This is a genomic window from Chryseobacterium panacisoli (assembly GCF_008274625.1).
Taxonomy (GTDB): Bacteria; Bacteroidota; Bacteroidia; order Flavobacteriales; family Weeksellaceae; genus Chryseobacterium; species Chryseobacterium panacisoli.
Window position 1 is genome coordinate 1246503 of sequence record NZ_VTRU01000001.1, and the last position, 14862, is coordinate 1261364.

General features: G+C 41.9%; 5 protein-coding genes. All 5 read left to right on the plus strand.

The window, feature by feature from the left end:
- Positions 1-92 precede the first annotated feature (92 nt).
- The 5 genes from FW781_RS05550 to FW781_RS05570 are packed head-to-tail and all read left to right on the plus strand — an operon-like array spanning position 93 to position 14849.
- Positions 93-7118, plus strand: a complete 7026-nt coding sequence (locus FW781_RS05550; RefSeq protein ID WP_149386505.1) for a type I polyketide synthase — start codon at positions 93-95, stop codon at positions 7116-7118.
- Positions 7119-7137: 19 nt separating this feature from the next.
- Positions 7138-11394: a type I polyketide synthase gene (locus FW781_RS05555; protein ID WP_149386506.1), complete on the plus strand. Its 4257-nt coding sequence runs from the start codon at positions 7138-7140 to the stop codon at positions 11392-11394.
- Positions 11382-11681, plus strand: coding sequence for an acyl carrier protein (locus tag FW781_RS05560; RefSeq protein WP_002977699.1), 300 nt, complete (start codon positions 11382-11384; stop codon positions 11679-11681). The genes FW781_RS05555 and FW781_RS05560 overlap by 13 nt, the downstream gene beginning before the upstream one ends.
- Complete coding sequence (locus FW781_RS05565) at positions 11672-12454, plus strand: alpha/beta fold hydrolase (protein WP_149386507.1); 783 nt, start codon at positions 11672-11674, stop codon at positions 12452-12454. Before FW781_RS05560 ends, FW781_RS05565 begins: the two co-directional genes overlap by 10 nt.
- A complete protein-coding gene (locus tag FW781_RS05570; protein WP_149386508.1) occupies positions 12447-14849 on the plus strand; it encodes a glycosyltransferase in 2403 nt (800 codons plus the stop codon). Before FW781_RS05565 ends, FW781_RS05570 begins: the two co-directional genes overlap by 8 nt.
- The last annotated feature ends 13 nt before the right edge of the window (positions 14850-14862 follow it).

A 14862-nucleotide genomic window follows, 5' to 3' on the forward strand; every position in this document is an offset into this window, starting at 1 on the left:
TATTATATCGTAGCAAAAAGCGATCGCCTTATTACCGAAAGGCCCGGCATTTTGTTATGAAACTCTTGCTATCATTCAATAATTATCACGCCATGAAAAACTTAACCATTATTGGACTAACGCCTTTTGAAAAGCCGGACGTTAACCTTATTCCTAGACTGCATCAGGCGGGTGCATTTCCCGTTCTGAGTTTAGGAAACGAGTTAGCAACTGCCCAGGAAGCGTTACATCAACTTGATCAGATAGACGTACCATCGTATGGTATTTATTTTTCAAATGACAATTTCACCGCTCTTCAAATTCCTGAAAAAGTAAGGTTTGCAATCCTTCCGTTCGGAATGTCGAAGCCTTCCGATCTGCCTGCTGTTTATCAGGTAAGCAGCCTGGAAGAAGCCAGACAAGCCGAACAATCGGGAGCAGAAGGAATCATTATCAAAGGAAATGAAGCAGGTGGATGGGTAGGCTATGAATCCACGTTTGTATTATTTCAGCGTGTGATCAAAGAAATTCAGAACATTCCGGTGTGGGTACAGGGAGGAATAGGTCTCCATACTGCAGCGGCATCAAAAGCACTGGGAGCAACGGGAGTTGTACTGGACAGCCAGCTGGCTCTGTTTCCTGAAAGTTCAGTTCCTAAGGATCTGAAAGAAGTATGCTCAAAACTGAATGGTACAGAAACTAAGGTGATTGCTAACCATCGTGTATTGGTAAGACCCAATTCACCTGTATTACCTGAAAATACAACTGCTGAAGATCTGAAACAGTACTTTACCGGTCTGGACCTCAGTACATGCTATATCCCTATGGGACAAGACATTTCGCTGGCAACAGATCTGTATGAGGATTTCAAAACCCTGAAAAAAATGGTTTTCGGATTTAAAGAAGCCATGTATGGACACCTGAAGCAGGCAAAAGCACTTAAAGTAATTGATAAAGGTAACTCTTTAGCTCAGGAATTGGGACTGCGTTATCCTATCGCTCAAGGGCCGATGACCCGTGTAAGCGATGTACCGTCATTTGCCAATGCAGTAGCAGACGCCGGAGCTTTACCTTTTGTTGCCTTATCTTTACTTAAAGGAGAGGCTGCAAAGTCTCTGGTAATGGATACCAAAAAACTTGCTGGTGAAAAAACATGGGGTGTGGGAATTCTGGGATTTGCACCACAGGAATTAAGAGAAGAACAAACTTCATATATATTAGAAGCCAAACCTCCTGTCGTTTTGATTGCAGGCGGAAGACCAGCTCAGGCCAAAGTATTTGAAAAAGCCGGAATAAAATCATTCTTACACGTTCCCTCCCCTGCCCTTCTGGATATTTTCCTGAAAGAAGGTGCCAGAAATTTCATTTTTGAAGGACGTGAGTGCGGAGGCCACGTAGGTCCCCTTTCAAGTATGGTTCTTTGGGAAAAACAAATTGAACGCATCTTAAAAGAAGAACATCCTGAAAACATCAGTGTATTTTTTGCAGGAGGAATTCACAACGCATTTTCAACCGCGTTTGTTTCTATCATGGCCGCACCATTAGCGGCAAGAGGAGTGAAAATTGGTGTATTGATGGGAACTGCTTATCTCTACACCAATGAAGCTGTACAAACCGGAGCCATTCAGGAAGAATTCCAGTCGCAGGCTATGCAGGCAAAAGATACCGTTCTATTGGAAACCGCTCCGGGACACGAAACCCGCTGTTTAAATACAGCATTCGCCCACCATTTCAATACAGAAAAAGCAAAGCTTCTTGCTGCGGGAATGGATAAAAAACAGGTGTGGGAACAGCTTGAAAAATTAAATGTAGGCCGTTTAAGAATTGCAGCTAAAGGTATAGAGCGCCAGGGGAATCAACTTGTCAGCATTCCTAAAGATGACCAACTAGACTTAGGAATGTATATGATTGGGCAGGTAGCTACCATGCACAATCGTGTAATCTCATTAGCAGCCCTGCATCAAAGTGTTGTAGACAATTACGAGCATATTCAGGATGCAGCATTACCGGAAGAACCTGTTTCTACAGAAAAACCTCTGGACATTGCTATCGTAGGAATGGAATGTATTTTCCCGGGTGCTAAAAACCTGGATGAATACTGGAGAAATATTATTTTAGGAAAAGACAGTGTTACTGAAGTACCGGATGAAAGATGGAATAAAGAATTATATTATCATCCTGATTCTGACGGACCGGATGTATCACACTCCAAATGGGGAGGATTTATTCCTAAAATTGATTTCGATCCATTGGCATTCGGAATTCCACCGCAATCTCTTGCGGCCATTGAACCTACACAGCTGTTAACTTTATTGGTTGCAAAGCGTGCAATGGAGGACGCTGGATATGGTGAAAAACACATCAACAGAGAAAACATTTCTGTTATTATAGGTGCTGAGGGAGGAAATGATCTTGCCAACAGCTATAGTTTCAGAGGATATTATAAGCAGGTTTTCGGAGAACTTCACGAAGAAGTAAAAGAAGCCTTCCCACATACCACAGAAGACTCATTCCCGGGTATTCTTGCCAATGTTATCGCAGGTAGGATTACAAACAGACTGGATCTTGGTGGCAGAAACTTTACAGTAGACGCAGCTTGTGCTTCTTCATTAGCTGCTATTGATCTGGCTTGCCAGGAACTTGTATTAGGAAAATCTGATATGGTTCTTGCCGGAGGAGCAGATTTACACAACGGAATCAATGATTACCTGATGTTCTCCAGCACGCATGCTCTTTCCAGAAAAGGAAGATGTGCTACATTCGATGGTGATGCAGATGGTATCGCCCTTGGAGAAGGCATCGCCATTCTCGTATTAAAAAGATACGAAGACGCAGTACGCGATGGTGACCGTATTTATTCAGTAATTAAAGGAGTGGGTGGATCCAGTGACGGTAAAGCACTGGGACTAACTGCTCCAAGACAAATAGGCCAGGTAAGAGCATTAGAACGTGCTTATTCCCAGGCTGGCATCAGTGCTGCTTCTGTAGGTCTTGTAGAAGCCCACGGTACAGGAACTGTAGTAGGTGACAAAACTGAACTAAGTGCCTTAACTAATTTATTCAGCCGTTCGGGGGCATTACCTGGACAGACTCATCTAGGTTCTGTGAAAACCCAGATCGGGCATACAAAATGTGCGGCAGGATTAGCAGGCTTAATCAAAGCCTCCCTTGCGGTATATCACGGGGTAAAACCACCTACCCTTCACCTTCAGCAGCCGAATGCTTATTATAATGCAGAAACCAGTCCGTTTGCTTTCCATGCGGAAAGTGGATTATGGGCCGAGAAAAACCGTTATGCAGGAATCAGTGCTTTTGGATTTGGAGGAACTAACTTCCATACGGTAATTGCCAATCATCCTAAACAGGATAATTCAATCGTAATGCAGTCATGGCCTTCAGAACTGTTTGTTTTCCGGGGAGATACTTACGAAGAAGCAAAAGGGCAGTCAAGCCAGATTAAAGCTTTATTAGAAATTAATGATGGTATTCCATTAAAAGATATTGCTTACAGTTTAAGCATCAGTTCAGAAAAACCAATTCAGTTCAGTATTGTTGCAGACACCGTTGAAGACCTGATGATGAAGCTTGAACTGGTATTGCTGGGGATTGAGACAAAAGACACGTTTACCGTGAATAAAAAAGAAGGTAAAGTAGCTTTCACATTCCCAGGACAGGGGAGCCAGAGAATTAATATGGCTCGTGACTTATTCGTCGTTTTCCCGGCAATGCGTAAAATCATTGATGAGTATCCTGAACTTGAAAAAGTGGTTTTCCCATCTAAGACATTTAATGAAGCTAATTTAAAACAACAAAAAGAAACCATTAAAGATACCCGTTTAGCACAACCGCTTTTAGGTATTGTAGACCTTGCACTAGCTAGATTCTTAGAATCATTAGGTATTATTCCTGATATGCTGGCAGGTCACAGCTATGGTGAAATTCCGGCTCTATGTTTTGCCGGGGTATTTGGAGAAGACAAACTGGTTGACTTAAGTGTTCAGAGAGCTCAGTCTATTTTAGACTCAGTGGAAGGTGGAGATCCAGGTTCCATGCTGGCTGCAAGTGCTACAGCGGAACGTCTACAGCCGATCATTGCTAAAGTAGAAGGATGTTATCCTGTAAACTTCAACGCTCCAACACAATGTGTTATTGCAGGAAGTACCAAAGCGATCAATACATTACTGGAAGTTCTTAGACAGGAAGGTATTTCTGCTAAAAAGCTTGAGGTTGCATGTGCATTCCACAGCCCATTATTGGCAAAATCCAAGAATTTATACGCTGAGGTATTAAAAGATGTTCCTTTCCAGGAAATGCAGATTCCTGTTTGGTCTAATACTACAGCTGAGGTATATCCGTCGAATCCATCAGAAATAAAAGAAAGACTTACTGACCATCTGGTACAGCCTGTAAGATTTGTAGAACAGCTTCAGGCGATGTACAACGACGGTGCAAGAATATTCATCGAAGTAGGACCAGGAAAAGTTCTTACCGGACTGACCAAATCCTGCCTTGAAAAAGATCAGCTGACCTTATATGTTGAAGACAACAGCCGTAATAAATTCAGCCATCTGCTTTGTATGCTGGCACAATATTTAGGAACAGGTCGAAGCTTCAATATCGAGAAACTTTTTGATGGCCGAAGCGTTAAGGTAATTGATCTTAACCAACCTGAGCTTTACAAGAAAAGCCCTGCCATCTGGCGTGTAAACGGGCAAACTGCCCACCCAACTCATGGTAATCTGCCATCTAATGGTGCTTTACCACTAATAAACCCTATTCCCATGAACAATTTTACGAATAATTCACAGGCCCCTGCAACTGAATCTCAGTCTACTGCTGAACGTATGCTGCAGGAATATTTAAACAGCATGAAATTAATGATACAGGCACAGCGTGATGTGATGCTTTCCTTTATGGGACAGAATCCTCAGGCGTTCCCTGCTCCTGTATACAACTCACCAATACCAGCTCCTGCACATCAGCCAATGTCTACCATTCCGGTTCAGCCTGTTCAACAGGAAAGACCGGTAGCCGTTGCAGCTGTGAAGCAAGCTCCTTCAAGAGATATCAAATCCTTATTACTACAGGTGGTAAGTGATAAAACAGGATATCCTCAGGAAATGCTGGGCATGGAAATGGACCTGGAAGCTGACTTAAGTATTGATTCTATTAAAAGAGTAGAAATTATCGGAACTCTTCGTAACGAATTGGGAACTCTGGGCAACGGAAATACAAGTGAGGATACTGTTATGGAGCAATTAGCAGGAATAAAAACCTTAAGTGGTCTTGTTTCATGGCTTACTGAATTCTCAGGAGCTGAAACAACTGCTGCCCCTGAAAAAAACGGATCTGCAGCTGAATCAACAGCTTCAAAACCACAAGCTCAACCGGCATTCTCTCTTGAAGACCTTCAAAATGCTATTCTGAATATTGTAAGTGAGAAAACAGGATATCCAAAAGAAATGTTAGGTCTTGATCTTGATCTGGAAGCGGATTTGAGTATAGATTCTATCAAACGTATGGAAATCATCGGCGACCTTAAAACCAAAGTAGGTTTTGGGCAAAACCTTGAGCAGGCTGATGATGTCATGGAAAAACTGGCTGCTATTAAAACACTTCGCGGTCTGGCAGGCTGGATCAACGAAATGAATGGTGAAGCGAACGAAACAAACAGCGAAACCAAGGAAACAAACATTGCAGAACCAGCTCAAAATGTACTTTCACGTCTTCGTTTTGACATTACTCCAACCGATGCTTCTTTAGTACAAAACACAGAAGTATTACAGGGAAAACGTTTTGCCATTACCCAAGATGACAGCAAACAAACCTCAGCGATCAAGGAAGCTTTAGAAAAACATGGAGCAATCGTAGAAATAGTAGATATAGAAAAAGATCTTTCAAATATTGACGGATTAATTATGTTAGACCTATTCTCGACAGCTGATAAACCAAGCATTATCGATCATGTAGATCTGATCAAAAAACTGGATTTTGATAAAGCGAAATGGGTATATCTTATCTCTGATATTCCTGCACATCTTCAGGAAATCTCTGATGTCAGTATATTACGTCACCACCAAGGATATCCGGGGCTTTTCAAAAGTTTAGCAAGAGAATTTGACGATACAACCTGCAGACTGATCAGTCTAAGCACTCCCCAGGAAGTAGATCAGATTGCTGAAATTACTTTAAAGGAGATTTTAACCAATGATAAACCCGCTGAGATCATTTACAAAAATGACCAGCGACACAGAGTAGACATCATCCCTTCCCCATTGTCAACAAGCTTAAATGAAGCTCATATTCAGTTAGATCAAAAATCTGTAGTATTGGTATTGGGAGGCGCACAGGGAATCACTGCCGAATTGGTAAAACACATGTCTCAGGCTTACCCTTGTACTTATATTCTGGTAGGAAGATCAGCTGACCCAAGAGATGAAGCTTCCGCTAAAGAACTTGAAGGAATGAAGACCAAAGAGGAAATCAGAAGTTTCCTTATCAAATCAGGAAAATTCACTTCTCCTGCAGAAATAGAAAAAGAAACTATAAAGATTTTCAAAAACAATCAGATCCTGCGCACGATCCGTGATATGGAAGCGCTTGGAAATACCATAATTTACCAATCATTAGATCTTTGTGACGAAGAAGGCTTGAGTAATCTGATCAGCAGTATTTATGAAAAATACAACCGTCTGGATGGAGTCATCCATGGAGCAGGTCTTTTAGAAGATAAACTATTCAAACAAAAGACGACAAGCTCTTTCGGACGTGTATTTGATACCAAAGTAAAACCACTTCGTGTATTGGCTGAACAGCTTCGTACAGACTGCCAGTTTGTAGTATTGTTCTCAAGTATTGCCTCCGTATATGGTAACAAAGGTCAGACAGATTATGCTGCTGCCAACAGTGTACTGGATGATTATGCGAATGCTTTAAATAAAAGATTAAAAGGAAAAGTAATCTCTATCAACTGGGGACCATGGAAAGGTGCCGGAATGGTCTCTTCCACCCTGGAATCAGAATATGAACGCAGAGGAATATCCATGATTCCTTTGGATGAAGGAAAAGAAATCTTTCTTAACGAGATCAAATATGGAACTGAAAGCCAGGTGCTGATCATGTCAGGAAATAATTGGTAAAACGCTGCATAAACTCAATATGAAAAAAACAGATGTTGCTGTAATTGGTCTATCCTGTGTCTTTCCCGGGGCACAGGATGCCAACACTTTTTGGCAGAATATTGTCAATAAAGTCGATTCTACCGAATTGGCTCCGGCTGATCGGATAGATCCTGTTCATTTCAGTGATGCGACAAGTCCCGTTGACCGTTTCTATTGTCAGCGCGGAGGATTTATCCCTGATTATACTTTCGATCCTACCGCCTTTGGTATTCTGCCATTGGCTGTTGAAGGAACGGAACCTGACCATTTGCTTACCCTTGATCTGGTACAGAAAGCACTGGAAGATGCAGGAATATTTCAAAAGAATATTTCCCTTGAAAAAACGGGAATCATCATCGGTAAAGGAAACTACACTGGTCCTGGAGCTACCCGCGCTATTGAAATTGTAAGAACCGGAGAACAGATTTCTTCGTTACTGCAGGAATTACTGCCTCATGTGTCTTCTTCTGACATTGAAAAGGTAAAACATGCTTTTCAGGAACGCAAAGGACGTTTTGCAGCAGATACTGCGATGGGATTAATTCCTAATCTTGTAGCCTCTCTTGTCGCCAACCGATTCAATTTAGGCGGTGCAGCATTTACCGTAGATGCAGCATGTGCTTCTGCTTTGATTGCTGTAGACCATGCTGTACAGGAACTTCAGAGAGGTCGTTCCGATATCATGATCGCAGGAGGAGTACACACAGGACAGAATGCTGCTTTCTGGAGTATTTTTGCCCAGCTGGGAGCCATGTCCCGCCAACAGCAGATCAAACCGTTCAGTAGGGATGCTGACGGATTACTGATCGGTGAAGGCTGTGGCTTTGTCGTGTTAAAACGATTGGAAGATGCCGTTCGTGATCAGGATAAAATCTATGCAGTGATCAAAGGGGTTGGTGTAAGCAGTGACGGTACCGGAACCAGCGTGATGAGCCCTTCTGTAAAAGGTCAGTTGAAAGCGTTGGAACAGGCATGGATCAATGCTGATTTTGATAAAAACAAAGTGGGATATCTTGAAGCCCACGGCACAGGAACACCCCTTGGAGATAAAACAGAACTTCAGACCTTAACTCAGTTCTTTGGAAAAGAAGAAACCACTCCAGCAGCGGGTATCGGGTCTGTAAAGTCCAATATCGGACATGCTATGCCTGCTGCTGGAATCGCAGGACTGATCAAAACCTGTCTGGCTTTACACCATGACACTTTACCACCAACTTTGTATTGTGAAAATCCAACTGCAGAGATGCAGAACACAAGATTTGAACCTGTACAGGAAGCTAAAAACTGGTCAAAAACAGGACTCCCAAAAGTAGCTGCTGTAAATGCCTTTGGATTTGGAGGAATCAATGCACACGTTGTTCTGGAAGGTTATAATATGCCCAAAAAAGACCATGTACTGATATTGGCCAGATCTACGCACGAAGAACTGCTTTCTGCATTACAAAATAATGAGACTGCCATTGGAGAAGGGGACTTTAGAATAGCAATATTCGACCCAACCCCTGCAAGAGTAGAAAAAGCCATTAAAATTGTTTCCAAAAATATCATCTGGAAAAACAAACAGGATATCTGGTACACTTCTACCCCATTATTAAAAGATGGTGGTAAAGTAGCCTTTGTATTTCCGGGCTTAGACGGTCTTGCAAAAGGTGAAGTAGATACCGTTAGCCGTTATTTTGGATTAACAGCTCCTATCGAAACGGAAGGCGAAGGTCTTTTAACCGATGCTTTAAACATTTTCAACAATTGCAGTATTCTTGATAATTCACTGAAAAAACTGGGAATTATTCCCGATATGAATGCCGGACACAGTTTAGGAGAATGGCTGGCAGGATATTCGTCCGAATTAGCCGAAGCCAATTCTGTAAAAGCTTTAATTGATGTGCTGAATCCTGAAACTTTTGAATTAAAAGATTCCAAGTTCATCGCTATAGGAGCAGGAATTGACATTATAAAACCTTTTATTAACGAAATTCCAAACCTTTATATTTCCAATGACAACTGCCCTAATCAGGTGATTCTTTGTGGAAGTAATGCTGCTTTAGATAAATTGGTTCCTTTATTAAAAGCCAAACAGATCTTCCATCAGGTGTTGCCGTTCCAGTCAGGATTCCACTCTCCTTTTATCGCTGATAAACTGGATGTGATCCTTGCAGGAATGGAAAAAGCACAGTTCCAGCAGACAAAAATTCCATTGTGGTCAGCCACAACATTAGAACCTTATCCTTCGGATCAGGCAGCAATCAGAAAACTGAGTGCAGAACATTTGGTTCAGCCTGTCCGTTTCCGTGAACTGGCCGATACATTATACGAAGAAGGCGCAAGAGTATTCATTCAGGTGGGTACAGGAGGATTGATCGGGTTTATTGATGATACTTTAAAAGGAAAAGCATTCAGTACGATTGCTTCAAGTGTTCCTACCCGTTCTGCATTGGCGCAGTTACAACGCGTGGTCGCTTCATTATTTGTAGAGGGAAAAACCATTGCGCTTGACTTTTTAGAGATTCAGAATCACACGAAAAAAGCATCAGGAAAAGGGATTAAACTGGAATTAGGTTCGCCTATTATCCGTAATTTTAAAGAAGTTAAAGCGTTGGCTCAATCATTTGATGCCCCAAAACAATATACCGCAACTGCTTCATCTATTGCCACCAAAAGCGGCCATCCGCTGGTACAGGCATTCCAGGATAACGTTGCTGATATGATCCGTATGCAGGAAGAAGTATTGACTTTATTCCAAAACCGTCCTGAGATCACAATCCAGCGCCCTGCAGCTCCGGCAGCACATGTTGCTCCGAAAGCCCCAAGAAGTACAACCTTCTCAAAAGACCTGTATGTAACCCTGGAAAGTCATCCTTACCTGATTGACCACAGCTTATTGAGACAGCCTAAAGGATGGGCTCATGTAGCGGATATGGAACCGGTAATTCCGATGACCATGATCTTTGAACAGCTTGCTGAAATTGCAGAAGCTGAAGTTCCGGGAACATTGGTTCATAAAATCATGAACGTAAGTGTATTCCAATGGATGAACGTTGCCAAACCTTTTGAAAAAACAGTAAAAGGAGAATGGCGATCACCCAACCACGCTTATCTGGATATTGAGAATTTTGCCAATGCAGAAGTCGTTTTAAAATCTGCTTCTGTTCCAACACCAACTTTCAATATTTCCATTGGTAATCTTTTACCTATCGAAAGAACCCCTGAAGAAATCTATGACATGCACATGTTCCATGGAGACAAATACCAGGGAATCACTGAAGTTTCAGCCGTTGGAGACAAAGGAATTATCGGAAAAATAAAAGGAAATGGCGGTAAAGGTTCTTTACTGGATAACGCAGGACAGTTATTCGGACTTTGGCTGCAGCTTACATTGGTGAAAGACCGTATTGCATTTCCTGTAAAAATCAGAGATATTGAATTCTTCGGCGATATGCATGATCAGGAAGGTATTTTTGAATGCACCTGCATGCTGACCGAGCTTAATGATGAATTTGCCATCGCAGATATCATCCTGAAAAGAGACGGAAAAGTATGGTGCGCCATTACCGGCTGGCAGAACAGAAGACTGGAAATTGATGCCGCCTTATGGAATGTTTCCATGTCACCGTTGCACAACAGGCTTTCGGAAGAGATTGCTCCTGAAGTTTTCTTTTTCCACCAGGCGTATACGAGAGTGGCTTCATGGGATTTTATCCTGAAAAGATATTTCAACCAGACAGAAAAACAGCATCATCAGCAGTTATTACCGAACAAAAAGAAAAACTGGATGGTAAGCCGTGTAGCGGTAAAAGACGCCGTAAGAAATCTTCTCCGTCAGGAAAAAAATCATGCCTGCTTCCCGATCACGTTTGAAATCCGTTCCGATGAAGTGGGGAAACCTTACCTCATCAGTGATTTTACAGAAGACATTCATATTTCATTGGCTCACAAAGGAAAAGATGCCGTGGGAATTGCGAGATATGGCAAATCTGTAGGAATCGATATGGAACTCATAGAAGAACGCAGCGAAGGATTCTATGATCTGGTATTTACAGACAATGAATTAGCCTTATTAAAAGGCAGAGATCAGGCAGAATGGACCACCCGTTTCTGGGTAGCCAAGGAAGCTTACGGAAAATTCATGGGAACAGGACTGAAGGGAAATCCTAAAGCTTTCGAAGTCGAACTTATAAAAGACGATCACCTGTGGATCAATAACATTGAAATCAAAACTATTAAACATAAAAATTATATTATCGGATGGACACTGTAAACGCAACATTAAAAATGAACCACGAAGAACTTTTTACTTTATTAAAAGGTTTTATTACTGAAGTGATAGGTGCTGAATTCGTAGAAGAAATGGACATTACTCCTGAAAGTTCATTCACTAAAGATCTTGAAATGGACAGCATCGAGATTGTCTCTTTCTCTGAAAAGATCAAAGCACATTTTGGCGATCAGATCGACTTTACAGGTTGGTTATCTTCTATGGATCTTGACCAACTTATTAATCTTGACCTTAGTATGATCATCAATTATATCTACGAATGCCAATAATCACTGTCAATAACAGACAAGTTCATATACAGGAACTCAACAAAGGAGCCGAACAAACCGTGGTACTTATCCACGGTATGTTCAGTAACCTGTCCATTTATTATTTTAATATTGCCCCAGTACTGGCAAAGCATTTCCATGTAGTGATGTACGATCTGAAAAGCCACGGTATGAGTGAACGCTTTTTGGATGGGTACGACCTTGATACCATATCATCCGATCTGATAGGTTTAATAGATCACCTTCAACTGGAAAAAGTACACTTTGTCGGCTACAGCTTTGGAGGTCTTATTGCATTAAAAACAGCATTAGAATATCCTGACCGCGTGAATCAGCTCGTGGTGATGGAAGCTCCGGATCCTCAGGACGAAAAAGCCCGTAACATCATTGATGAATACAGCAAAGAATTTCTTGAGCATTATGTAGCCAATTTTACGGATACTACCAAAGTACAGATGGGTAAAAGACAGATGGAAAAGAACCACCGTATGTATGAATTTCTGTTTAATCAGACTACCATTAAAGCAGATATGATCAGGGAAAAACATTTCCTTGGTGAAGCCCGTTTCAATGAATTGGCGGCTCCTACTTTATTGCTTTATGGCGCTGACTCCAACTGCAGACCTACCGGAGAGTGGCTTCAGTCTCAAATCAGCGGATCTGAACTTGAATTAATTCCGGGCGATCACAATATTCCTATCCAGGAACCTCAGCTTATTGCAGAAACGATCGCTCAATTTTTATCTAAAATTTTAACACAAAACCATGGCTAAATTTGCATTTATAGTTCCACCATTGACAGGACATGTCAATCCTACCTTAAGCATCGGTGCTACTCTTTTGGAAAGAGGGCATGAAGTAGCCTGGATCAGCCTTGACCCGACTTTAGAGGCCAAACTTCCGGAGGGAGGAAAATTATTACTGATCCAATACGATCAGACCGACGAAGAAAAGAAAGAAAGTGAACAATATCTCGATATCATTTCAAAAAAAGTAGTGTACGGCATAGACAGCGTGAAGTTCCTTTACGAAGAAGTTCTTATCCCACTGAACAGACATTGCTATAAGGGAATTATTGCTTTACTGAAAACATATCAGCCTGATTTGGTTATCGGGGACCATCAGTTGTTTGCAGCCCCTGTTGCTGCGAAAACGCTGGGAATTCCTTATGCCACTTCCGTTACTGCTCCGGCCGCCATTAAAATTATGAATGAACTGCCAAAAGTACACGAATGGGAAGTGAATCAAATCATAGGTTTGCAGAAAGAATTAGGCTTTCAGGAAGAGCGTTCCCTGGCAACTTCTGACCTTTTGGCCCTTGTTCTGACTTCCAGTTATTTCTTTGGTGAAATGGATGATCTGCCTTCTCAATATCAATTCACAGGTCCGGTTCTTACAGAAAGACGTGTTTCTTGTGAGTTTGACTGGGAGAAATTAAAAAGCAAAAACAACAAAAAGATCCTGGTAAGCATTGGGACTACCTTCGACCATGATCATAAAAAAGCTTTCTTCCAAAAGGTAATCGATGCCTTTAAAGATGAAGATTTAACCGTAGTAGTCGTTTCCGATCCTCAACTTTTCGAGGAATGGCCGGAAAACTTTATGGTCTATCAGCAAGTTCCTCAGCTGGATCTGTTGCCTCATCTTGACGGTGTGGTGTGTCATGGCGGTCACAATACCGTATCTGAAACCTTATCCAACGGTATTCCTTTAGTAGTGATCCCTATTGCCTATGATCAGTCACACGTTGCAGGACGAGTTGTGCGTACAGAAGCAGGTGAACGTCTTAATTTTAACCGATTTAAAGGAAATCACCTTAGAGAAGCTGTACAGCAGATTCTGAATAATCCAGGTTACAGAGAAGCAGCTCAGAAAGTAGGACAATCTTTTGTAGAAGCAGGCGGTTCTGCTACAGCAGCCAACTTACTGGAACAGGCAATATTAAAGGCTTCAAAACCTGAAAAACCGTCTAAATTTTTATTCGTAGTTCCTCCGTTTTTCGGACATGTGAGCCCTACTTTAAGTGTGGGAGCAAGCTTAATTGCCCGTGGCCATGAAGTAAAATGGTTCGGAATTACCCCTTTGGACAACAAACATATTCCGGAAGGAGGTTCTTATTTCTATCCTGAAGAAGATCTTATTCCGTATCAGGAGGAAATTGCCCGTATTTTAAAGAGACAGGATGACGGACCAGCCTGTTCCGGACCTGAAGTGATGAAACTGGCATTGGAAGAAACCTATGTTCCTTTCGCCAAAATGATGATGCCGGGGCTCACCAGACTTACGGAAAGCTGGATGCCGGATGTGATCGTGAATGACTGTATCACTTTCGGAGGAGCTCTTTTCGCCCACAAACATAATATTCCCTGTGTAACGACTACTCCGGTTCCGCCGGATGTGATGGGAGATACTGAAAAAAGTGCTCCGAAAATCTGGGAATGGCAGCAGAACCTGATCAAAGATCTACAAAAAGAAGTAGGCATTCATGAGGAAGGAATTTATATCCATTCTCACAAACTGAATATGGTGTTTACCTCACAGGCTTTCGCAGGTTTTGAAACGGTTCCGTCTCATATGAAATTCGTAGGTCCGGTAAAAGGCCGTCCGAACGATGCTCCATTTGACTGGGATAAACTGAATGCTTCTACCACTCCAAAGATCTTTGTATCATTGGGAACATTGTTGGTAGACATCAGAAAAGCTTTCTTTGAAAAAATTATCGCTGCATTTAAAGATCAGCCGGTTACCGTGATTGCCGCTACTCCACCGGAAATCTTTGAAGAATGGCCGGACAACTTTATTGTGAACAGCTTTGTACCTCAGTCCGCAGTGATGCAGCAAATGGATATGGTGATCTGCCACGGTGGATTCAATACCGTAAATGATACCTTCCGAAACGGATTACCGATGCTGATCACGCCTATCGCTTATGATCATTTCCATATTGCAAAACTGATTGAACAGGCAGGCTGCGGAATCAGTATCCGATACAAAAGATTGCGTGTAGATGCCCTTCGCGAAACCGTTTTTGAATTGTTGGAAAATCCGAAATACAGAATTGCTGCCCAGGAAGTAAGAAATACATTTACCCTTGCAGGAGGTAACGATAAAGCAGTAGAACTGTTAGAAAACTTTGTACAGGAACATTCAACATTAGCTCCCGTATAACCTATGAATAAAC

What these genes read in the sequence shown, in the direction of transcription:
- FW781_RS05550 (WP_149386505.1), top strand. Translation starts at nt 93, where the DNA reads ATGAAAAACTTAACCATTATTGGACTAACGCCTTTTGAAAAGCCGGAC.
- FW781_RS05555 (WP_149386506.1), top strand. Translation starts at nt 7,138, where the DNA reads ATGAAAAAAACAGATGTTGCTGTAATTGGTCTATCCTGTGTCTTTCCC.
- FW781_RS05560 (WP_002977699.1), top strand. Translation starts at nt 11,382, where the DNA reads ATGGACACTGTAAACGCAACATTAAAAATGAACCACGAAGAACTTTTT.
- FW781_RS05565 (WP_149386507.1), top strand. Translation starts at nt 11,672, where the DNA reads ATGCCAATAATCACTGTCAATAACAGACAAGTTCATATACAGGAACTC.
- FW781_RS05570 (WP_149386508.1), top strand. Translation starts at nt 12,447, where the DNA reads ATGGCTAAATTTGCATTTATAGTTCCACCATTGACAGGACATGTCAAT.